The organism is Candidatus Dependentiae bacterium, from assembly GCA_018266175.1.
Taxonomy (GTDB): domain Bacteria; phylum Babelota; class Babeliae; order Babelales; family RVW-14; genus JAFEAY01.
On the sequence record JAFEAY010000003.1, the window covers coordinates 203,275 to 225,465 of the forward strand.

16 protein-coding genes are annotated in these 22,191 nt (G+C 42.6%); 9 read left to right on the forward strand and 7 right to left on the reverse strand.

The annotated features are described in order from the left end of the window. Window positions 1-21: 21 nt before the first annotated feature. The 3 genes from JST56_00885 to JST56_00895 form a co-directional block, all read right to left on the reverse strand. On the reverse strand, window positions 22-1,458 hold the full coding sequence (locus JST56_00885) for a UDP-N-acetylmuramoyl-tripeptide--D-alanyl-D-alanine ligase (GenBank protein ID MBS1987530.1): 1,437 nt from the start codon (window positions 1,456-1,458) through the stop codon (window positions 22-24). A 101-nt stretch (window positions 1,459-1,559) separates the two neighbouring features. Beyond that, window positions 1,560-4,073, reverse strand: coding sequence for a DNA translocase FtsK (locus tag JST56_00890; protein MBS1987531.1), 2,514 nt, complete (start codon window positions 4,071-4,073; stop codon window positions 1,560-1,562). A 104-nt stretch (window positions 4,074-4,177) separates the two neighbouring features. Next, window positions 4,178-5,071, reverse strand: coding sequence for an undecaprenyl-diphosphate phosphatase (locus tag JST56_00895; GenBank protein MBS1987532.1), 894 nt, complete (start codon window positions 5,069-5,071; stop codon window positions 4,178-4,180). 446 nt (window positions 5,072-5,517) lie between these two features. Here JST56_00895 and JST56_00900 point away from each other — a divergent pair, with 446 nt between their 5' ends. The 7 genes from JST56_00900 (at window position 5,518) to JST56_00930 (ending at window position 13,464) form a co-directional block, all read left to right on the forward strand. Beyond that, a complete protein-coding gene (locus JST56_00900) occupies window positions 5,518-7,032 on the forward strand; it encodes a hypothetical protein (GenBank protein MBS1987533.1) in 1,515 nt (504 codons plus the stop codon). Window positions 7,033-7,219: 187 nt separating this feature from the next. Further along, window positions 7,220-7,603, forward strand: coding sequence for a type II toxin-antitoxin system RelE/ParE family toxin (locus tag JST56_00905; protein MBS1987534.1), 384 nt, complete (start codon window positions 7,220-7,222; stop codon window positions 7,601-7,603). After that, window positions 7,596-7,928, forward strand: coding sequence for an XRE family transcriptional regulator (locus JST56_00910; protein MBS1987535.1), 333 nt, complete (start codon window positions 7,596-7,598; stop codon window positions 7,926-7,928). Before JST56_00905 ends, JST56_00910 begins: the two co-directional genes overlap by 8 nt. A 388-nt stretch (window positions 7,929-8,316) precedes the next feature. Beyond that, window positions 8,317-8,955 (forward strand): hypothetical protein, encoded by a 639-nt coding sequence (locus JST56_00915; GenBank protein ID MBS1987536.1) that lies wholly within the window; start codon window positions 8,317-8,319, stop codon window positions 8,953-8,955. 164 nt (window positions 8,956-9,119) lie between these two features. Continuing rightward, window positions 9,120-10,526 (forward strand): hypothetical protein, encoded by a 1,407-nt coding sequence (locus JST56_00920; protein ID MBS1987537.1) that lies wholly within the window; start codon window positions 9,120-9,122, stop codon window positions 10,524-10,526. 219 nt (window positions 10,527-10,745) lie between these two features. Then, window positions 10,746-12,437, forward strand: coding sequence for an AAA family ATPase (locus JST56_00925; GenBank protein MBS1987538.1), 1,692 nt, complete (start codon window positions 10,746-10,748; stop codon window positions 12,435-12,437). A gap of 115 nt (window positions 12,438-12,552) precedes the next feature. Continuing rightward, complete coding sequence (locus JST56_00930; GenBank protein ID MBS1987539.1) at window positions 12,553-13,464, forward strand: Rpn family recombination-promoting nuclease/putative transposase; 912 nt, start codon at window positions 12,553-12,555, stop codon at window positions 13,462-13,464. A 183-nt stretch (window positions 13,465-13,647) separates the two neighbouring features. Here JST56_00930 and JST56_00935 read toward each other — a convergent pair whose 3' ends face one another. From JST56_00935 to JST56_00950, 4 genes are all read right to left on the reverse strand, one after another. Then, complete coding sequence (locus tag JST56_00935; protein ID MBS1987540.1) at window positions 13,648-13,965, reverse strand: DUF86 domain-containing protein; 318 nt, start codon at window positions 13,963-13,965, stop codon at window positions 13,648-13,650. A gap of 102 nt (window positions 13,966-14,067) precedes the next feature. Beyond that, entirely contained in the window at window positions 14,068-14,373 is a 306-nt protein-coding gene (locus JST56_00940) for a nucleotidyltransferase family protein (protein ID MBS1987541.1), read from the reverse strand. A 282-nt stretch (window positions 14,374-14,655) separates the two neighbouring features. Then, window positions 14,656-14,982: an XRE family transcriptional regulator gene (locus JST56_00945; protein ID MBS1987542.1), complete on the reverse strand. Its 327-nt coding sequence runs from the start codon at window positions 14,980-14,982 to the stop codon at window positions 14,656-14,658. A 13-nt stretch (window positions 14,983-14,995) separates the two neighbouring features. Beyond that, window positions 14,996-15,358, reverse strand: a complete 363-nt coding sequence (locus tag JST56_00950; GenBank protein ID MBS1987543.1) for a type II toxin-antitoxin system RelE/ParE family toxin — start codon at window positions 15,356-15,358, stop codon at window positions 14,996-14,998. Window positions 15,359-16,187: 829 nt separating this feature from the next. Here JST56_00950 and JST56_00955 point away from each other — a divergent pair. Then, window positions 16,188-17,663: a hypothetical protein gene (locus JST56_00955; protein ID MBS1987544.1), complete on the forward strand. Its 1,476-nt coding sequence runs from the start codon at window positions 16,188-16,190 to the stop codon at window positions 17,661-17,663. Between the two features lie 257 nt (window positions 17,664-17,920). After that, window positions 17,921-22,165, forward strand: coding sequence for a hypothetical protein (locus tag JST56_00960; GenBank protein MBS1987545.1), 4,245 nt, complete (start codon window positions 17,921-17,923; stop codon window positions 22,163-22,165). Window positions 22,166-22,191 lie beyond the last annotated feature (26 nt).

Consider the following 22,191-nt stretch of genomic DNA (forward strand, 5'->3'; position numbering starts at 1 on the left):
AAAACATGTTTTCAAATGGCATTATTCCTCAAAAAGTGCAACCATTCGCTCAAGCGTCATTCCACGCGATCCTTTGACCAGCACGAGCGCTTTGCTCTGCTCTAGGCTCGCCTGTAAAATCTGGGCGGCACCTTCCCAGGAGGGAACAAAATTAATAGAAAGATAGGCAGGGGCTGTTTTGGCAATCAGCTTTGCCCGCTCACCCACCAAAATGAGGCTATCTAATGAAGAGGATTTATTGAGAAATCGACCAATTTGACGATGCCAATAAGCCTCCTTATCACCTAGTTCAAGCATATCACCAAGAACAGCAACCTTGCTCCCAGGACTTTGCATCTGATCAAAGGCGGTCAAAGCAGCCTTCATGCTTTCAGGATTGGCATTATAGCAATCACTAATAATGAGACCACGGTCATTTTTGATTTTTTTTGTCTGGAATCGATTTTCAAACGATTTATATTCACCAAGAGCCGTCACGAGCGTTTCAAGCGGGATGTCGAGAAAATAAGCAATGGTACTTGCCGCGAGTGCGTTATTTACCAAACCTTGATGGTTCCCCTGCAAAAGCACCTCAGCCTTTTTACCAAACCACTTGAGCGTAAATTTTGAACACAAATTCCCCTGCGCATCCTGGACAACGGTAACCCGTCGTGCTTGCACCTGGTTACGCATTTTGAAACCAAACTTTGCAATCGGGTGACGATAAGTAACCGACGTTAAAAACTCTTGGTCACCAAAAACAATCCCAATATTTTGTGGCGTAAAATAATTAAAAAGCTGTCGCTTTTGCGCAGACACCTCAGCAAGCGACCCAATATGCTGCACGTGTGAATGTGCTATGCAAGTAATAATTCCCATCGTTGGACGTAAAATATCTGCAAGCTGATCTAAGACACCCTTATGATGAAGGCTCACCTCAAAAACACCGACTTGCACATTGGCCGGCATACGTAAAATATTTGCGCATAGACCAAGAACCGTATTTTGATTTTTGTGTGAAACATAGGCAATTCGCTGCGCAGCAGCAAAAATAACCCGCAACATTTCTTTGGTCGTGGTCTTACCAAGAGAACCGGTAACACCAATAATAGGACAGGTAAATTGCTGTCGCCATGCTTTTGCAAGATCAATCAAAGCCTGAAGCGTATCGGCAACCGTGATCACCAGCTTATTGCGCAACGCGTCGGCATATTGCGTTTTAATTGTGTTATAAGAATCGGAAGTAATAAGCAACGCACAAGCACCACGCTCAAGCACCTGAGTAATGAAATTATGCCCATCAACTTTATTACCCGCAAGAGCAACAAAAAGATCGTTTTTTTCAACCTCACGACTATCAAAACTCACGCGAACTTCTTGGTTATTCAACTCAAATGACTCAGCTTGTACATGAACACCATCAATCCATAATGTTGCATACGGAAGTGCTGCTTGTAAAAAAATTTTGCTTAATACCATGAAATCCCCACAATGACGATCAATTCAGCTATCCTACTTAACGACAATATGAAGGACAACTTACGTGTTCCATGGTATTTGTCAAGATCGTTTGGCAAGCTTTAATGCAACACCTTGCGGGGCTTGCTTCCTTGCGCCGGCGCAATAAGCCCATCAAGTTCTAATTTTTCAATAATGCGTGCTGAGCGATTAAACCCAATACGATATTGCCGCTGCAACATTGAAATCGATATTTCATTAACCGACTTAAGAAATGTAATCACCGAATCGTACAACTCATCTTCCTGCTCATCAGAAGAACCTGTAGTACATCTACTTAGCTCTTCGTTCAAATCCAAATACTGCGGTGCCGCCTGAGCACGCAAATAATGTGCAAGCCGTTCTATCTCCTGATCAGAAACAAAAGCTCCATGTACGCGTCGCAAATCGGGCGATGCAGCATTCATAAATAACAGGTCGCCTCGTCCCAAAAGCTTTTCTGCACCCGATGCATCAAGAATCGTACGCGAGTCTACCTTGGACGAAACACGAAACGAAATACGACTCGGAAAGTTCACTTTAATCAAACCGGTTACCACATCAACCGATGGACGCTGCGTTGCGACAATCAAATGAATCCCGGCAGCGCGTGCCATTTGCGCCAAGCGAATAATCTGAGTTTCAACATCGCGCGCTGCAACCATCATCAAATCAGCAAGCTCATCAATCATCACCACAATAAACGGCATTGGCTCAAATTTATTCCCATCTTTGTCGCGCTTGCCCTCTTTTGCAAGTTTTTGATACTCAACCACACTGCGCACACCGGCTGCAGCCATCCGCTGATAGCGCTCTTCCATTTCAGACACCAACCATTTAAGGACGCCAGCAGCTTTGTGAGGCTGCGTCACAATAGGAAAAAGCAAATGAGGAATATCGGTATAGGGGGTAAACTCAAGCCGCTTCGGGTCAATGAGCACAAGCTTAAGTTCATCAGGCGTTCGCTTGCACAACAGGCTCACGAGCATTGCATTCATCCCAACCGACTTACCCGACCCTGTTGCACCCGCAACAAGCACGTGCGGCATACTTACCAAATCAAGCATCACCGGATTACCGGTGACATCAACACCAAGTACCAGCGGCAAGTAGCCAGCAAACTCCTCAAATGAAGGGGTACACAATGCCTGCGAAATAAAAATATCTTGCCGCGCCTGATTTGAAATTTCAAAGCCGACAACATTTTTTCCAGGAATGGGGGCGATAATACGAATACTCAACGCGGTTAGGACCATCGCAAGATCATCTTCAAGCGCAATAATTTTACTAATTTTACTATCAATATCAGGCTTGTACTCAAACAAGGTAATCACCGGGCCTGGGGTGATTGCGGTCACCTGACCATTCAGGCCAAAGCGTGCTAATTTTTCTTCAAGCATTTTTCCACGCGCTGCGTACATATCCTGCTCATGCCCCACATCAACACTTTTTGGTTTTGCGGTAAAGGCATGCGCATCGGGCAAAATAAATCGCTCATGTTGGTCAAGCGCTTGCACGGAACCAAGGGCAGCACACAGGTGATCGCACCACAACTCCCCATCGGATAAGCGCAAAGAAAAAGGGTTCACACCGAGCACAGAATTTGGCAAACGGCGCAAAGGATATTTTCCAAACATGGTCGTAACGCTTGTGGTGCGCACCAATATTTCACCAAGCTCTTCACCGGTGCATTCCAGTTCAAGATCAAGCGTGCTCTCAGCATCGTTCCCAGCATTCACCTCATCCTGCACAACCGGCTCAGAAAAATCAGTATGGGATGCTTGAGGCTCAGGCTTGTGGGCGTCAAAACCATAAACTTCTTCTTGAGCTTTTTGAGTGAAAATATGCTGACCGGCTGCATGTGCTGGCTCAAAAACAACTTGTATCACACTGCGGACCGGCTTAATTTTTTGATACATTTTCTTGAGAATCTTCAAGCCAAAGCTGGCCGTTGTTTTGACCAGCGCATAGGCTTGCACACACAACCACCAACAAAAATTCATAACCAGCAGGACACCTCGAGCAACAATATCAAAAAGCGAAATACGCGCAGCACACAAAAGCCCAACCCACAGTGTTGCGGTCAGCACAATCAATGACCCTTGATACCCAAACAATGGACTGACCAGCAGATCAACTCCGTAGCCAAGCAGTCCCCCTGGCGCGCTGTACAAGGGGTCAACGCGCAACACAGCACACAGACCTGCAGCTGCAACGCTTGAAGCAACAAGGCCTGCCAATCGTCCCCATCCTTCGCCAAGACTTCGGAGGGCAGGCCGTGATTCACTTGATGATTGCCGACGAAACATTAATAGCGCACTCAGCACAAAAATTAATACAACAACATACGCCGAGCAACCAAATAAATAGAAGGCCAGCGCAGCACACTGTGCTCCAACGGCACCGCCCCAGTTACGGGGCACGGCAGGCTGTGTGGAAAAGTAAAAAAATGAAGCGTCCGTTGCGTGATACGAAATGAGCGACATAAATAGATAAAGTGTACTTGCGGCCAAAACAACGCCACAAACTTCTTTGGTGTAACGCGGTGATGGCGTTTTTAATGAGAGTTCTTTGAATAATTTTTTACGTGTGATCATACCAAGCCCCTTTCCCCAAACAAAATCAAATCCCTTTTACAGAGTACATCATTTGATGAGGAGAAAATAAGACTTTGAATTTTCAAGCTTTTTTGTGTCGATAATTACCCTACCATCAACCACACCAACAGACCAATTGGCACAATCATATACAAACCAAACATCGACATTTTGCGTGCAAGCACAATACGGTGTGCAAGCACAAAGAGCGCATAGGCAACAATGGTTGAAAGCAGCATCGTGACGATCAACGCTGGGGTAAAAATTTCAAACCACTCAGGGTGTTTAATCAACTCACCCACGCCATTAACCAAAAAACCTGCAATCACCAAGGGAATAAAAATCACAAACGATGCCTGAAAGGCTCGGCGTGGTGGGTAGCCAAGAAGACGCGCCGTTACAAAGTTTATTGCAAAACGAGAAATTCCCGGCACCAGCGCAAGCCCTTGAACAAAGCCTAAAATAAGTGCTGAGTTGATAAAGCCAAGAAAATTTTTATTGTTATCGTTGTATTTTTCATGAACCCACAACGCCGCAAACAACAACATCGTTACACAAAAACCAATCAGTAAAATTTCTGAATTAGGCATAATCCCCTCCTTCGCCAAGGCTACGGCGGGCAAGCCAAACTTAAATAACAACTTTCCAATACTGTACACACCAACCGAAACAACATCAGCAACAAACGCCCATGAAATAACATGCATCGCCAAACGCACACCGCGCTGCTGAGAATCAGAAAGTTTGCAACCACGCACTGCAGCTGCAAGTGCTCCAGCACAACGCTTTACAACCGGCCACCATGATGAAAAAAAGAATGTAAGCAGCACAACAAGTGTTGGACCATGCAGAAAGTGGTCGAAGTGCTCAGGAAGTGCATATGAAAAATTGTTGAGCTTTTCGCAGAGCATACTTGCAAGCATCATATGCCCCGAACTGCTTATTGGCAGCGACTCCAAGCAAACCTGTACAATCACAACCAAGAGTAACTCATTCATTTAAAAATTCCTTTCGTGAAAAATCCTTGCATTTGCACAACAGATCCTGCTACCTTCAATGTATCTAACAATGTAACATAGCTCCTTGAGCAACAAAACAGTCTTATACCACCCTAAGAAAAAAAACTTGATATCTGCCCGCATGTTCGCTAACCTATCAGCGTTGTTATAGTCGATGCGCCTGATAAGCGCGATAGATTGAAATGAAATACACGGTCAACACACTGCAAATTGGTTGGTATTAGTAAGTAACAACAACAAAAGAAGAGAGGAAAGGAGGCTGGAACACACAAGTATCTTGAAGCTGATGATCAATCATTTAAAAATATTCACGGCATTTTGCCTATCTCCTGTACACACTGACGCTGCTACAGTCACACTTCATCACAGACGCACATAATTTTCTGTACCTTGTCCTTGTTTTTATGGCAGGAGGGTAACGCAAAATGCACACGTTTAAAGCTGAAATTTGTGGAGAAAAGAGTATGAATAAAGTAATCAAGGGCTTATTAGTTGCGATGCTCGCAGTAAGCGCAACAGTTCAAGCAAGCACAAACAAAACATTTTTATTGCCTCGTTCACATGGCGTCAACCTTCCAATGGAATTGAGCACATTTAACCAGCTCGTTCATCGTAAAGCGGCCGATAAATTTGGCGCTAATTTTCAAGCAGTAGGCTTTTTTAGCCGTACAGCAGATGAAGAGGATACTGGAAAATATTTTGGTATTAAAAACAAAAACACATTTGCTTTACAAAAGGCAGCAATAGTTGGTGCCGCATCAACAACCGATGCAGATCTTGGCTTCTTTGTTCACGAATTTGATAATGCAACCATCGGTAATGGCACCAATGCAAGCGTGAACTTACACCCAAAACAAGAAGCATGGGGCGTTCGCTTTGACTATTTTCAAGATTTAGAAAAAATCGTTAAAGGTCTTTACCTCAAAGCAACCGTGCCTGTTGTTCATGTTGAAAACAATGTTGAACTTAAGGTCACAAGCCCTGTTGCAGCTGCACAAACAGGACTCCAAAACTTCTTGCAAGGTAAAGCAACCGGCATTGCTGGAGCTGAAAATGTCCAAGTAGCTCTTGATCACATGAAGATGGATGGCAAGAACGACTCAACCGGTGTTGCAGACATCGACGTTGTGCTTGGCTACAACTTCTTGAACAAAGATTGTCACCATGTTGGCATTAACATCGGTTTCACCATCCCAACCGGTGATGAAGCTGACAGCGTGCACGCTTTTGAAGCAATTGTTGGTAACGGCAATCACTGGGCATTTGGTGCTGGCTTAGATGCAATGTTCCGTGCATGGGGTAATGAAGATCACAACGTTAAAGTAACCGCTGCGCTTAACTACCGTTATATGTTCAAAGAATCAGAAAAACGCACCATGGGACTCAAAGATGTTCCAGGATTTGCTGCAGGATCAGTTGACTGGGGACACTATGTGTTGCTTGCACAATTTGATAAACCAATTGCAAATGGAGTAACACCAGCTGCAAACGTCACAACATTTAATGTTGATGTTACCCCTGGTAGCCAACTTGATGGCGTTATTGCACTTGCTTACAACAACGGCGGCTTGTGTGTAGACTTTGGTTATAACCTCTTCTGGAAAGATGACGAAGAAGTTAAGCTCAAAGCTGCTGACATTACAGCTATCGATGCAGCCAAATACGGAGTTGCTATTAGAAACTTTAATGCAACAACACCCGGAAACGTTACAGCTGGTAGTCTTTTAAATGGAGCTACACTCACCTCCAAAAACATCGATACCCATGCAGCCCAAACAGGTTCACAAGTTACGCATAAAATCTTTGCGGCACTTGGCTACATGTTCACAGAATGGGAATGCCCACTCATGCTCGGTGCTGGTGGCGGCTACGAATTCCGTGGCTCAAACGATGCACTTGAAAAATGGGAACTCTGGCTTAAGCTTGGCATTGGATTCTAATCCAGTCCACTTACTCACGAATTCAAAAAGGGTCGGCAGCAATGTCGGCCCTTTTTCTTTTGGTTAGGAAAACCTACAAATCACTCTCCCGCGCTCCTATTTGGCAAAGCGCTCCTATTTGGCAAAGCATTGATTTTGTATCATAAATTTGGTACAATTAGAGAAAATAGAATGCATAAGGAGCTGTATGAAAGCGCAATTCATTGCTTATAAAGGTAAAGAATTTACCGTTGAGTGGTATTTTAATAGTCAAGGTAAAAGTAGTTCACTTAAATATTTTATTGAATTGCCTGAAGAGCAGAAAGATAAAACTTTTTACTTAATTCAAACATTAGCTGACGTTGGAAAAATCATCAATAAAGAAAAATTCAATTATGAAGGCAATCAAATTTTTGCGATCAAGCCTTCCTCCAATAGATTTTTATGCTTCTTTTTTGAGGGCTCTAAAATCATCATCACGAATGCATATAAAAAACAAACACAAAAAATGCCTCCCAGGGAAAAAGAACGCGCTTTAAAATCAAAAGATGACTATATCAAACGACAGAGAGAAGGAGTTTACTATGACTAAAAAGAACAACGAAAAAACAACCTTTGAAGAATTCATGGATGCAAAAACACCAAATCAAAAAAAAGATTATGCGGACGGATATCGCAACTTCTTACTTTCAGAACTCATTTTGGCAGCCATGGAAGAAGATCACGTTTCAGTAAGAAAGCTTGCAAAAATTGCTGATGTATCACCAACTATTGTTCAAGATATGAAATCAGGAAACAAAGTAAGTTTCAATACAAAAAGCTTATTCAAGATTCTTACGGTCCTGGGATATGATATTTTGCTTGAACGCAATGGGACAACTACCTCATTAGGGCTCACGCAAAGTATAAGAAAATAAAGTTTTAACTCAAGTATTCAAAAGGGTCGGCAGCAATGTCGGCCCTTTTGAATACTTGCCTGGAAAAAGGGCTTATAAAAAACAATCAAATATCATTTGAGTGAGACACGTAAATCACACGAATTCATTTCCCCATCTCGCAGGGGAGCTTCCAGCCTTCGCGTGAAGCTTCCCTGCGAGATGGCTGACCTGTCGCTTTAAATTGATAACAACACTGGTACTTTTATTTGCAACACCTTCATTGAAAACGGCTTTCCACCTTGCTTTTTATTGTGGAAGCAAAGCAGAGAAAAAAATGCTTCATGATTTACAAAAAATTTTGCTAGGATGGAAAAGCGTAAAAGTTATCGTTCATTTTCAACAAGACATCATAAAAGGGAGAAATCTTATGTTGAAAAAAAATCAAATCATATCGTTACTTTTGGTAACAGCACTTGTCAGTGGTTCTTGCTTCACCATCTCAGCAGCAGATGATACAGCAGCTCCAGCAGCAGCTCACGATCACGATCACAAAAAAGGCGAAAGTTGCCCGCTGAAAAAAGGTAAACCAGCATGTCCGCTTGCCAAAAAAGCTGCTGAAAAGAAAGTTGTATCAAAAAACCCATCATGGAAAGATCGCTTTTTTGGCAACAAAGAGACCAAGCGCGATCCTGCAACAAAACCAACTCCTCGCGCACGCAAAGCAAAAGCACCATCAAAGAGCTGGTGGTCTTTTTGGGGTGAAGGAAAAGAAGGCAAAGCTGCTGCAACCAAAGAAAATCGTACACTCAAAGGACAAAAAGCTCGCCGCGCTATGAAGCAAGCTGGTAAAAAAAGTAAACCAGGTAAAGCACGCAAATCCGGTAAAAAAGGCAAAGCTGGTAAAAAAGCTGGTAAGTCACGCAAAGCTGGTAAAAAAGGCAAATCACGCAAGTCACGTAAATCACGTAAATCACGCAAAGCTGGTAAAAAAGGCAAAGCGGGCAAAAAAGACAAGAAAAACAAAAAGAATAAAAAAGAACAATCAGACGTTATTGTTGTAAAATAACTCACCTGATACATTTACGCTGCATTATAAAAAACCCCGCAAGCATCATAAGCTGCGGGGTTTTTTCTCAAAAGCTTGATCTGACAACAATCGCCGAACAAGCTAAAAGGCATGAAGCTTTACACAATGTAGTGTTACGTGATTTTTAGGATAGGAGAAGAAAGATGAAAAAGAGCCCTTGGATAGTCCAAGCACTGCTAATCGTTGCACTCACCACACCGATGCTAAACGCATCAAACGATTCTCATAGCAAAAAAACATTTTTATCAACTCGCCCATCAGGCGTTAACTTGCCACTTGAATACACCATCTGGCATGACCATGTCTACCGCAAAAAAGCAAAAACCAACCACACCAGCCTGCAATTTGCCGGCTTTTATCAAGAGTCAAACAAAGGCGAAGGCCAAGGAAAATATTTTGGTATTGGCAACGGAACGAATAAATTTACGATTGGACCAGCCGGTGCCGGTATAGATCTTGATAAAAGGTTTCTTGTACATGGCGCAAAAAATCTTGCAGGAACCGTATCGCTCACACCAAAAGTAGAAAGTTTTGGCTGCTTGGTACAACTGTTCCAAGACTTTGACTTACCATTTGGTTCTATTTTTATCACGGCAAGCCTACCGTTTGCACATGTCAGTCGCAACATGGATCTTCAAGTTGCTAACGGAAGCACCGACTTTTCAGTTGAAGACTTCTTTGCTGGGCGCGTTGAGCAAACCGCAGCTGCAGACTTGCAAGCGGCACTTACGCACGCCAAAATCGACGGACGCCGCAGCGCCACCGGCCTTGCTGACGCCGACCTTCAAGTTGGTTTTCGGGTGGTCGACAAAGCAGCGCACCACGTTTACCTCAACATCGGCCTCACCATCCCTGCGGGCAACCGTGTACGCGGCGAATATCTCTTTGAGCCCGTTTACGGCAACGGCAGCCACACCGCGCTGGGCTTTGGCCTTGATGCAGGCGTTGATGCATGGAAAAATGATCACGCAAAACTGCGTGCACTTTTTGCAGCTGACTACCGCTATCTCTTTGAAGGAACCGAGCACCGCACTGTGGGCATCAAAGGCAAACCGCTCAACCACTACTTTTTGGCAGCACACTTGGGCCAAAAAGACAAAGCTCTCTTCCCAGCTGCAAATGAGCTGACACAAGCACTGCGCATCAAGCCAGGTTCACAGATGGAAATGATGGCGATGCTCAGCTTTTTGAGCAGCCGCTTTGTCATTGATGCGGGGTACAATTTGTTCTGGAAAGATCAAGAGTCGGCGTGGGTTAAGCGCTGGAAAGATAACGACTTCTATATCGCAAAGACTACTTACAATACAAACGCTATAAATGCATTTGCAGCAACAGATGGCACTGTTGTCAACCTGGTCGACCTTGACATCGACGCGGTCAAAACGCCGTCACTCTTCACCCACAAGCTGTTCGCCGGCTTGGGGTACACCTGCATGGTCACCCGCACCTTTCCATTAAGCCTTGGCTTTGGTGCTGACTACGAATTTGCAGTGACCAATGCTGACATAGAACAATGGGGTGTCTGGTTTAAACTTGCTGGATCATTCTAAAGCTCATAAGATAGATCCCCGACTTCAGCCGTCGCTCAAGCTATGACCGACAGGCGGCCCGCTGTGGCTCCCTGCCTCGTCGCAGCCTTGGCGTAGACGGGTCGAGGATGACAACATAAATCATCAAAATCCTCGCCCGTGCGGGGATTTTTTTATTTATGCTATACTTGTCAGTATAAAAAAATATCGTTTCACCTCTTTCCCGAAAGAGTGCAAAACATGAAAATGCTTCCAATCGGTTTTAGTGATTATAAAGAACTCATTGATGGAAACTTTTATTACGTTGATAAAACATTATTGATCGATGAGCTCTACCACAGAGGTGGCAAGGTCACCCTGGTCCCTCGACCTCGACGATTTGGCAAAACATTAAATCTTTCAATGCTCAAATATTTTTTTGAAAAAACGGCAAGATCAAACGCCTATCTTTTTGAAGATAAAAAAATCTGGGGCATTCCCAAGATGGTCCAATTGCAGGGGAAATTTCCTATTATTTTTGTCACGTTTAAAGACATCAAAGAGAGTACCTGGGACGTAAGCAGAAGCAAGCTTGTTGGAATAATTTCACAAGAATATGCTCGACACAGCTACTTGCTTGATTCAGATCTGCTGAGCGATCACGAAAAAGATATTTTCAAAAACATTTGTACAAAAACCGCAACGACCGCAGAGTACCACAATAGCCTTTTAAATCTTTCTCAATTTTTAGAACGCTACCATCAGGCAAAAACGATTGTTTTGATTGATGAATACGATTCTCCCATTCACGCAGGATATCTCAACAATTATTATTCGGAGATTATTGAATTTACCAGAGGATTGCTGTGCGCCGTACTCAAAGATAACTCCAGTCTTGAACGAGGCGTTGTGACCGGCATTTTGCGCACCGCCAAAGAGGGGATCTTTTCGGGGCTCAATAACCTCAAAATTTTCACGCTTTTAGATGAACAATTAGCCGATAAATTTGGATTTACAGAAAAAGAGATTGAACAACTACTTCACAATTACAACCTTGAGTCGATTGCGCCAGAATTTAAATCTTGGTATAACGGATACTTGATTGGAAAAACGAAAATCTATAACCCCTGGTCGGCCCTTAATTGTGCGGATAGATCAGGTGACCTCATTCCCTACTGGGCAAACACCAGTGACAATGGGCTCATTAAAAAAATCATTGCAACTTCCACAACCGATATTCAAGATTCCTGCGCTGAGCTTCTACACGGCAACGCCGTTCCAAATATCGAAATTAACGACAAAATGGTGCTTCCTGGAATGATTAATGACTCAGATTCAATCTGGTCACTCCTTCTTTTTAGCGGGTATATCACCATCAATCAATGCGTTCTGAATGCAAAAGGGAAGTTCATCTGCTCGTTGGTATTGCCAAACAGAGAACTCAATTCACTCTTTGATGATCTGGTTACTGCACTCTTCAAAGAAGGCTTGGAGCATAAAAATATTATCGCCCTTGGGCATGCACTGCGTGACGCTGATGGTGAGCTTTTTAGCATACTGCTTTCAAAATTTATGATACAGAGCATCAGCTGCCATGATCTGCATGACACTGAGCCGGAAAAGAGCTATCATCTTTTTGTTCTTGGTATGCTTGTTGTCTACTCAGAAAGCTATACCGTCCGATCGAATCGGGAAAGCGGCTATGGTCGATTTGATATCATGCTCATCCCGCATGACAAAAATCGACCAGGAATTGTCATAGAGTTCAAGAAAAAAGACGATAAGGAAACCATGGACCAGTGTGCTAATCGTGCACTCAAGCAAATTAAAGAAAAACACTATGCAACAGAATTGCGCAGCCAAGGAATCGACAAGATCGCCTTTTTTGGTATCGCCTGTCACAACAAAGAGGTCCTCCTCAAGCAGGAAAACGAGGACAAAGAGCACGCTTAAAAGTAACGTTGCTGGTTAACTTCAACTCAAAATACAATTTTTGCGATCACCAAAATATGCTATACTTAGCCCAACGTATATAACACACCCCCTAACAACCTGCTAGGAGTGCTCAATGGTATTTCTTGACCCCCGCAACGATGTTGCATTCAAAAAAATATTCGGATCAGAAGATCACAAAAATATCACCATCTCATTTCTCAACTCCATCTTAGAATACACGGGCGATCGAGCAATTAAAAGCATCACCTTCATGAACACCGAACAGCTTGAAATTGTTCGCCTCAAAAAAGAGAACGTCCTTGATATCATGTGTGTTGACCATGCCGGCAGCCAATTCATTGTCGAGATGCAGGTTGAAAACGTTAAAGAGTTTGGCAAACGCATGGTCTATTACGGCGCAAAAACCTACACCATTCAGCTCAGCAAGGGTAAACCTTACTACAAACTCACCCCCGTTATTGTGATAGCAATCACCAACTTCATCATGTTCCCAGACAAAAAAGATTACAAATCAATCCATCACCTTGCAGATACCAAAACAGGTGAAAACGACCTCAAAGAGCTGTACTTTGCTTTTGTCGAACTCCCTAAATTTAAGAAAAAAGAATCTGAGCTTAAATCTGCCGAAGATAAATGGATCTATTTTATCAAGACGATGAAAAAGCAAACCGAAATTCCAGCCCCTCTTGCCCGAGGTGAATTTGAAGATGCGTGCCATATGGCACAGCGTGCCGCTTGGTCTGAAGATGAACTCAACGCTTATGATGATGCATTTGTCAAAGCAACCGATGCTCAAACATCTGCAGAACTGGCTGAAGAAAAAGGACTAGAACGCGGTCTTAAAAAAGGCTTAGAACAGGGCTTAGAACAGGGCTTAGAACAGGGCTTAGAACAGGGCTTAGAACAGGGCAAAGCTAAAACCCAACGCGAAATGGCTCGAAAGTTACTTTCCAAAATGAGCATTGCTGATATTTCAGAACTTACCGGCTTATCAATTGAAGAAATTGAGGCGCTCAAAGATTAATTTTTATACTAAAAACCGGGTGTTCTTCAAAAAGTAGCACAGCTTGTGCTACTTTTTCATAAGCAAGAAAATTAGATTACGAAGTAGGATAACAGATCCTCAATTTCCCCTTCACACTACTCCTCTCAAACCATTTTTGCAAAATACTTGATCTGCCTGCTCTGCTTGCATAAATGAGCAAATCTATCGAGTAAGCTGCAATGTGTGCTGAAGCTGCTCAAGAAACATAACGCTTTTTGTACGACCAATTTTTTTAAGATCTTCTTGTGCACCAAATAGAGCCAACTTAAAATCAGCTGAATCTTTAATTACGGTTACAACATTCAAGATTTCTTGAACAAATTGCGACAGATGGTTTTTTATAATATCAAAAATATCTTCATAATTGAGTCCAAAATATTCATGCGAAATAACATTTCTGAAGTCTACAACTTTCCTCCATTTTGGATTAACAAGATGTTGAAGCGTTGTTGATTTTAATAGACGGCCGTAAAAAGCAATTCATCTGAAACAAAATTGATTGGGTCTGTGACATGAGCCATGTGTCGAGCAACAGCATCGCTTGCAACAAGTATATCAATAATAAAAAACTCAGCTTTGCGATTAAGCATAAATAAGATCCTTTTCAACATGATGCATGATGAAACTTCTTACTGAATCGAAATAACCAACATCAACCTTTTTGCCAAATCTTTGCTCTAAGAAATCACGCAGCTCAAGTCGCTTCTCAAAACTTTTATGTGGCATTTCAATAAGAAGATCAATATCACTATCTGGCCCTGCTTCGCCTCGTGCGTAAGAACCAAAGAGAGCAATTTTTATAACGCCAAATTCTTTTTCAAGTAAGCTCTTATTGCCTTTGAGAAATTGGATAATAATCTCTTTGTCACAACCTTGTTCTTGTATCATTTTTCATCCTCCAAAAAGTTTTTTACAACACCAGTTTCAGCTTACCATAACTTGGGGCAAGACAAAGTAGCCTCTCTTTTTTCCTGTTTTTTGCTGATTCACACTACCCCTCACAAACCATTTTTGCAAAATACTTGATCTGCCAGCTCTGTTTGCATAGGCTCAAAAGTAAACTTACAAACTAGCTTCTATACCGTTCATTATTTTTGTTGATGAGGTTGTTGTTTTCAACACAACTTGGTGCAATAGAGCAAAAAAATAAATTTTGAATAATTTGCTCACTTATTTATAAAGGTGAGTCAAATCTAAAGAAATTTGATGTCCATTTCGCTCGATAAGAACCTTACACCCAAGGCCATTTAAAACTTTAAAGAAACTTCCCATATTGAAATCTTTGTTAATTCCTGAGCGCATGCCTTGGATAACCGTTGGTGATACCCCTGCAAGCTTTGCAAGCCTCCTTACGGAGATTTTATCTTCTTCCATCGCAGCAAGAATCATTTCTGACAACAAAAGATCTTTATATTCTTCGTCAAAAGCTTTTTTTTCTTTTGGACTTAATGATTCAATAAATGTATCGATCGTTGATTTTATCTTTTTATTAGCCATAAGAGTCTCCAATTTAAAACCTTTTTTCATAATTTTCTTTTGCCTTTAAAGCTCGTTCTTTTTCTCTTGGTGGGATCTTTTTTGTTTTCTTTTCATATGCATTCGTAACAATTACCTTTGAACCATCAAAGAAAAAACATAAAAATCTATCTGGTTGTGGCTTCAAGGCATAAATCTGATCACCCTCGTAACAAAACTTTTCTTTGTTAAATATTTTTCCGCTATCACCAAGCAGTAAAAAGAGCTGCGCAACCTTCTTCTTCCTAGCTGGAGTAAGGCTTTCAAAATATTCAAGCGCTTCACTTTTTCCTCGGTCATCAGAGTACCATATCAACGTAAACTTTTTACCCAGATACGCCATGAATTTTTCTTTCATCGGCTCCTCAAGCAAACAGATGTGGGATGTTTAGAATCATAAATAAACGTACCACGATCATAATACATTGTCCATTAATTTAAGATAATCGCACAGCAAGACGACTCGGCTGCTTGACTCATAATACCGTCCTCTTCACCACCAATTCACCCTAACTCCTTTACGATCATCAACCATTTTTGCAAAATACTTGATCTGCCTGCTCTGTTTGCATACGCTCAAAAGTAAACTTACAGGTTAGGCAATTCTATCTTGTTGCGATGCAAAGCAATCTTGATGAACCTAAAGCGACAGGATGGCCTCTTGACTCGCTGTAGCCTCCTGGCTCGCCATAGCTTGAAAAGCGACGGCGGCTGGCAGAGGCGGTTGGGCGCCCGGCGAACTCAGCCAATCCGTCGCTAGAGCTTTGCGATAGAGAGTAATACCGCAATCGGTAAACTTTGGTGGGGTTTCCAAGGGGCTGGCCGCCCGACTTCGCGTAAAGCTACGACGGGCTGGCAGCCCAGATGGCGGGCATGTCCGCCGTAGTTCGTAGAACGTAGGAGGATGGTAGGTACCGCGTACCTACAAAAAGATAAGCTATAAAAAATAATATTCTCTCCAAGCAAAATGAATACCATCGATAAGTTATAAACGAACAATGTTATTTTGGTGGATCCCGGATCGGAGTCCGGGATGACATCGTGGGATATTAAAAACCAGTTTTAATTCGTAGCTCTGGTATTCATAAATGAAGTAGAAATGGTACTGATCGATAAAATGAGAAAAATAATAATTTAAAAAACATTGCACAGATACCTAAGCCGAATAATCTTAAAAAGGAGACCGTATGATGAAAACAAACCTCATTGCGCTACGCCGCATAACCTTCCTAGCCCTGGCACTGACCGCCAGCACGGCACTGCTGGCCGACGGCGACGCCAGCAACAAAACCTTCTTGTCACCACGCTCGCCAAGCGTGAACATGGCGCACAAGTACACCACATGGGCTGACCATGTGTATGGCAAGCGCTGCGGCAAGGCACAGACCAGCTTTCAGCTGACTGGATTCTTTTCGGAATCGGAAAAGGGGAAAGATTTAGGGAACTATTTTGGTATTGGGAATAAGAGCAACAGCTTTACGGTTGGCCCAACAACTGCGCCTGGTGAAATCAATACAGATTTCTTAATGCATGATTTTGCAGGAATTGGAAATGCTTCTGGCACTATCACCCTTGCTCCACGCCAAGAAGCCTGGGGCGCACGCTTAGACTTCTTTCAAGACCTTCATTTCCGATTTGGAAAATTCTTTATTGCAGCCACTCTCCCTATCGTTCATGTACAACAAAACATGCGCATCCAAACAACCGATGGTTTGCCAACTCGAGCTATTGGCGGCACACAATTTACCCTTGAAGATTTTTTCAGTGGAAAATTTGAAAACGCTGATCCTGCTGATGCTGAAAATAAACAATCAGCACTGACTAAAGCAAAAATTGGTGGCAGCCATTCAGAAACAGGCGTTGCTGACATCGAACTTGAACTTGGCTGGAAAGCACTTGAAAGCAAAAAGTGCCATATTTTCTTAAACCTTGGCTTCACCATTCCAACCAGCAACAAGGCTGATGGCGAATTTTTGTTTGAGCCGATCTATGGCAACGGCGACCACTTCGCCTTTGGTGGCGGCATTGATGCTGGCGTAACCTTGTGGTGCAAAGATAAGAACAAAGTCCGCTTGCTTCTTGCTGGAGACTACCGTTTCTTATTTGACAATACACAAAAGCGTACGCTGGGAGTTATGGACGATGTCGGCGTACCACAGAGATTTGGTCATTATGCTGCAGGCTATAAACTTCTCCAGGATCCAGGAACCCCACTTTTTCCACTAGCAAATGTATTAACACAAAATGTTGGCGTTGAACCGGGTAGTCAAATTGATGCACTTGCAGCACTTTCGTTCAACTTCTGCCGCTTAACTTTTGATGCTGGTTATAACCTCTTCTGGAGAGATAAAGAATCAGTCAAAGTAAAAGCTTGGGAAGATGGAGTTTACTACCAAGCTAGCATTCTTCGCGATGCAACTGATGCTTTTACTCTTGTTAATGCAGGTCTTGACACTCCTATCAATCGTAAAAATTTAAACATCGCGGCAGCAGCAACACCATCACTCCTTTCTCATAAAATATTTGGTAGCTTGGCTTACTCAGGCAAAATTAAAAATCAGTATCCATGCAGCTTTGGTGTAGGCGGATCGTATGAGTTTGCTGATACCAACGCGGACCTTGAAAATTGGAGCGCTTGGATTAAAGCAATTCTCTCATTCTAAAAAATCAGCAACCCCACTCTTCCTGAGTGTTTTTGCGCAATGAAATGAAGCAAAAAAGTATCGAATGATTTTGAGTAATAAAAATCTATAGAGGCGCTCAATTGATGAGCGCCTTTTTTCATGCGATCTGATCAGTCATACAAATCAAGATTATTTTCAAAATTAAAAATTATTGACTTATATTTCAAATAGAGAATATCATTAGGTTAGGATATAAAATTTTTCTAAAGATACTATTTATATTGAAAGGGATTTCCATGATCAAGAAACAGGCCCTCGTGTGGGGGATAGCTATTATCCTAACAGCGATTGGATCGTTCCATTTATATGGAATGATGAAAACCCCTGAAGGGACCCAAGAGGCACAAGAAATAAATAGAATCGTTAAAAGTATTAATGACGCTCCAACATCAGTAGCTAAGATTAAGGCTCTGCCACTTTATAAAAGATATGAAGAGCTTATCACTCATCCTCACCTTGCAGGTAAGCCATTGGGAAATACGGTTATACCTAAGCTTAAAACAAAAGTTAAAGATACTTTCACAGCAGCAAGTCCAGCCGATTTTACTAGTTCTGATGCAAGCGTTCAGGCAAATGTAACTGAATATACAGTCAAAGCTGCCGATGCAGATATTAAAGCCGCCGCTGGAGCTATCGCTGCTTCAACCGACGCAGAAAAAATTGATCGCATGCTTGCTCAAGTCACTCCACTTGTTAAACCAATTGAAGATGCAATCGTCGCCGCTGCAGCCTTCAAAGCAAGTGATTATGATCCTCGCTTACTTGCTTTAAAAGCAGGAAAAGATGTTGCTTTCAAATTACCATTTGCTGATTCTTTAGAAAAATTGGCAGGCGCGAACAACTATCCAGATAAACTCGCTCAAATCAAAGCTGATATAGCAGCAATTAAAGGAAATCAGCCAGTTAATCTTAAAGACCCACTCACAACTCCTGGCGGAGTTAAACCAACCGTCAACGGAGGAGCTCTTGCAGAGGTCAAAGATGGCCCAAGTGCCACTGCATTTTACACAGCAGTAAAAGCACTTTCAGACGATATTCTTCCAAAGCTTAACCTTGATACCATTAAACAAGCTTTTGCTGATGTATCCAGGGCTCCTGGAAAAACGTTTACTTTTGCTGACGGTTCTAAAAAGGTAGCAGGTGTTGGGGCTACTAGAGTTGAAACTCGAATGCATAAGTACAGCCTGCGTAACAAAATCCTCGCTGCCCTTGGCATTACAACCTACAACGACGCTGATGCTAACTTTGCGAACCGCTTTACAGCTACCAAGCCAGACGGCGTTGCAGCAACACTGTTAGCTATTAAAGCTATTGTTGATCCAGCGCGTACAGCATGGATAGATGTAGATGGAGTAAATGGAACTCATGGAAAAGATGGTTGCTTCACATCCCTTTCTGCGGCTCAAAAAAATGACGTCAACTATAAGTCTTTCGTAAATGATCCAGCAGGAAGCAACGTAGATTACCCTCGCTTCACATCAATAGGCTCAACAGAATATACAAGTTTCAAAAATTTATGGGATGAATTTAATGCTATCTTTACTCTAGCACACGGTGCTGTAAGAGGTGCAGCAAAGAGTCTTCCAACAGCAACGAAAGCTGCAAATCCAAACGATCGCATGAAAAAAGACCTCTCTGCTCGCCTTGCAGCAGCTGAAGCACTTGCTGCAAAACTTGGAGTTGATCACACAACTGCCAATTCAATGAAAAAACTATTGCATGATGTAACGAATCTCAAGGCACCAACGCTCGCAAAAATTGCTATTGCTGGAACAGATTATTTCTTTACCGACAATAAAACTAATGGTGGAAACAAATCTTGGAAAGCATTTGCAACCGCTGCTGACGATCTGGCAAAAACTCTTAAAACACCTGATCAATTAGTTGCTGAAGCCAAAGCGTTTCTTTCAGCATTCCTTGGCAAAAATGCTGCCTTGACCGCTGATGAACCATCAGTACAACTTACCATTTCAGGCGCAAACAAATCATTGTTTCAAGCGCTGTCTGAATTTAAAACTGATATTGCAAAACGAGCAAAGCATACAGACCTCGATACCGATGCAACACACAGCGCTAACTACAAACTTATTAAGAAAGTACTGGATCCAAAAGAGTTCAAATCAGTTGATGGTACTGAGCTTGGTAGCTTCTTTGATACAGCAAATGATTTCGCCTCATTACCAAAAGCAACATTATCAATGGCAACTGGAACCGGTGGCGCAGAATCGGATGATAATAAAAAGAAATTCTTTGAAGCTGCTCAACAGTTTGTAGCTGAGTTAAAGAAACTTCAACAGGACCTAGGCATAGCTGCAGCAGCTAATGCCGCAGATCGTGGTACAGCATTCGAAGCACAGGCTACTGCAATGAAAGCAGTTGCAGGATTCTTACCAAATGAAATGCTTGCAATGGGTAAAGACATTCTTGGCTTCTTTGTCGGACAAAAGAAGGCCCTGACAAAAGCTATCAATGCTGGCAAGGATGGAAGAAACCTCAATTTCAAGGACAAAACTGGTGGTGGTAAGAAGTATGAAAATCAAACCTGGTTTGAAGCTCTTACTTGGCTGAAGAAGCGCTTAGACGCACGCGGTATCGTCGCCAATGATGCTGGAACTGATGCAGAAAAGATGCTTTATTCTATCAACGAGCTTTTTGATCCAGCGCAATCTACAGGTACTGTTTCTGGTACAACGGAGAGTCTTGCAGACTTCAATATAACAGCTAATTTCCCTGCAACAGTTACGAATGCTGCTATTAATCCTAAAGCTGCAAGTGATGATGATAAGCATCTCTTCTACGAAGCAGCAAAAGCATTCAGAACTAAACTAAATGCAATTTGTAATAAGTTCTCAGATCCTATAACTGATACAACCGGCAACAAATTTGAGGATAATTCACGTGCATTGCTCGATGCGCCAACATTAATGACGCAAACCAAAGTGGCACCAGGCATTACGGCACCAGGATTCGATCCTGCTACTGTCGCTACCTTCCTTGATGCAATGACCATCCAAGACGTATGGAGAATTGCAACCGGTGCGTACCGCATGATCCGTGACGTGGCGTTCCGCGTACATCCATCACAACTTCGGGATGCAACTGGAGCTAACTTAGGCGTAATTCCAGCAGCTTACACCGATGCGGTTGGACTCCTCAATGCCTACCACACCTTTGATGCGCTCACAGCAGTGAATTTAGATAATGCGCTGTACGGAAAAGTTAAAACTGCATGGAATACCGGCGCTAACCTTGCGGACAAACAAACTGCACTCGGCACAATTCTGACGGATGCCAAAACACTTGCTGGTCGATTGGTAACCTTTATGCGCGATGGCCGTATACAGGCACTTGCAGCGCTGTCTACTGCAAATGGTGCTTTCGCATTTCATTCAACTAATGCTGCTATCAACACTGCAATTGAAGCTGTGGTTGGAACGGTCAACGATAACAACGCAGCAAATACCATCTACGGCAAATTGAAGGCAGCAACAGAGACGTATGATCAGCTGCATGACCTTGCAAGCAAGATTCATCCAACACATGGAGTTCCTCATGATCAAGCAGATCTCTGCGCGGCACTTAATAGCTACCGCACAGAAATGATGGAGTTCATTGCTGATCCGTTGCACTGGAATGCGCGTAATAAACTTGCAACTGTAGCTGATGCTAATCACTCAAGGGATAATATTATTGAACCAACGAAAGTCAGACTTGCAACCTGGGCAACAACCGGATCAAAGCTTGCTGATCTTACTAAGCAAGGCACCCCATCAGCTAAACTCACCGCAGATCAACTCAAGCTTCAAGAACTCCTTGGTGCACCCGGTGGTACTATTTATGGTCTCTGGTTCTGGGCAAATGATATCGCTGAGCAATTGCCACCAAAAGCAATTGTTGGCACGCCAAAACCAACCGATGCTGTCTACAACACATACGCTGCTGCAATTGATAATGCAAGGGCCTTGTTAAATAACGCTCTGGCCGGCCAAGCAAGTATTCAGAACAAAGTGGCGGTGATAAAAACAAAAGCTGAAGCTGATGCATTGCTTACAAGCTTGAATGATGCGGTTGTTGCGCTTGAAGGTGCATTGTTTCAAGTGCTGACCCATCAGGTAGCACCAATTGAAAAAACGATTGCATTCTTAACACCTGTGGTTTCAGGTATTAAGTTTACTGCTACACTTGATAATGCAAGCACCAAAGAGTTCACGCTATTTAGTGCTGCTCAATTAGGTGCGAAAAAAACAGAAACAATTGCAACACTGAAAGCAACTCTTCCATCATCAACTTTACAAATCTTATTTACGGGGCTTGGCGGAGCAACGATTCTACCTAAGAATGTGAGTACAAAGAGAGCTCAATTTATTATCGACGCACAGGCGGCATTAGAGTTAAATAGAGCTAATATTAAGGCTGCAGGATTTACCGATAGCAATGTTAATGACTTAAAAGCAGCGATAGGTGAAAAGTATAGAAAATAGTAAATAACACAATTGTGTAAGTTAAT

What these genes read in the sequence shown, in the direction of transcription:
- JST56_00885 (MBS1987530.1), bottom strand. Translation starts at nt 1,458, where the DNA reads ATGGTATTAAGCAAAATTTTTTTACAAGCAGCACTTCCGTATGCAACA.
- JST56_00890 (MBS1987531.1), bottom strand. Translation starts at nt 4,073, where the DNA reads ATGATCACACGTAAAAAATTATTCAAAGAACTCTCATTAAAAACGCCA.
- JST56_00895 (MBS1987532.1), bottom strand. Translation starts at nt 5,071, where the DNA reads ATGAATGAGTTACTCTTGGTTGTGATTGTACAGGTTTGCTTGGAGTCG.
- JST56_00900 (MBS1987533.1), top strand. Translation starts at nt 5,518, where the DNA reads ATGCACACGTTTAAAGCTGAAATTTGTGGAGAAAAGAGTATGAATAAA.
- JST56_00905 (MBS1987534.1), top strand. Translation starts at nt 7,220, where the DNA reads ATGAAAGCGCAATTCATTGCTTATAAAGGTAAAGAATTTACCGTTGAG.
- JST56_00910 (MBS1987535.1), top strand. Translation starts at nt 7,596, where the DNA reads ATGACTAAAAAGAACAACGAAAAAACAACCTTTGAAGAATTCATGGAT.
- JST56_00915 (MBS1987536.1), top strand. Translation starts at nt 8,317, where the DNA reads ATGTTGAAAAAAAATCAAATCATATCGTTACTTTTGGTAACAGCACTT.
- JST56_00920 (MBS1987537.1), top strand. Translation starts at nt 9,120, where the DNA reads ATGAAAAAGAGCCCTTGGATAGTCCAAGCACTGCTAATCGTTGCACTC.
- JST56_00925 (MBS1987538.1), top strand. Translation starts at nt 10,746, where the DNA reads ATGAAAATGCTTCCAATCGGTTTTAGTGATTATAAAGAACTCATTGAT.
- JST56_00930 (MBS1987539.1), top strand. Translation starts at nt 12,553, where the DNA reads ATGGTATTTCTTGACCCCCGCAACGATGTTGCATTCAAAAAAATATTC.
- JST56_00940 (MBS1987541.1), bottom strand. Translation starts at nt 14,373, where the DNA reads ATGATACAAGAACAAGGTTGTGACAAAGAGATTATTATCCAATTTCTC.
- JST56_00945 (MBS1987542.1), bottom strand. Translation starts at nt 14,982, where the DNA reads ATGGCTAATAAAAAGATAAAATCAACGATCGATACATTTATTGAATCA.
- JST56_00950 (MBS1987543.1), bottom strand. Translation starts at nt 15,358, where the DNA reads ATGAAAGAAAAATTCATGGCGTATCTGGGTAAAAAGTTTACGTTGATA.
- JST56_00955 (MBS1987544.1), top strand. Translation starts at nt 16,188, where the DNA reads ATGATGAAAACAAACCTCATTGCGCTACGCCGCATAACCTTCCTAGCC.
- JST56_00960 (MBS1987545.1), top strand. Translation starts at nt 17,921, where the DNA reads ATGATCAAGAAACAGGCCCTCGTGTGGGGGATAGCTATTATCCTAACA.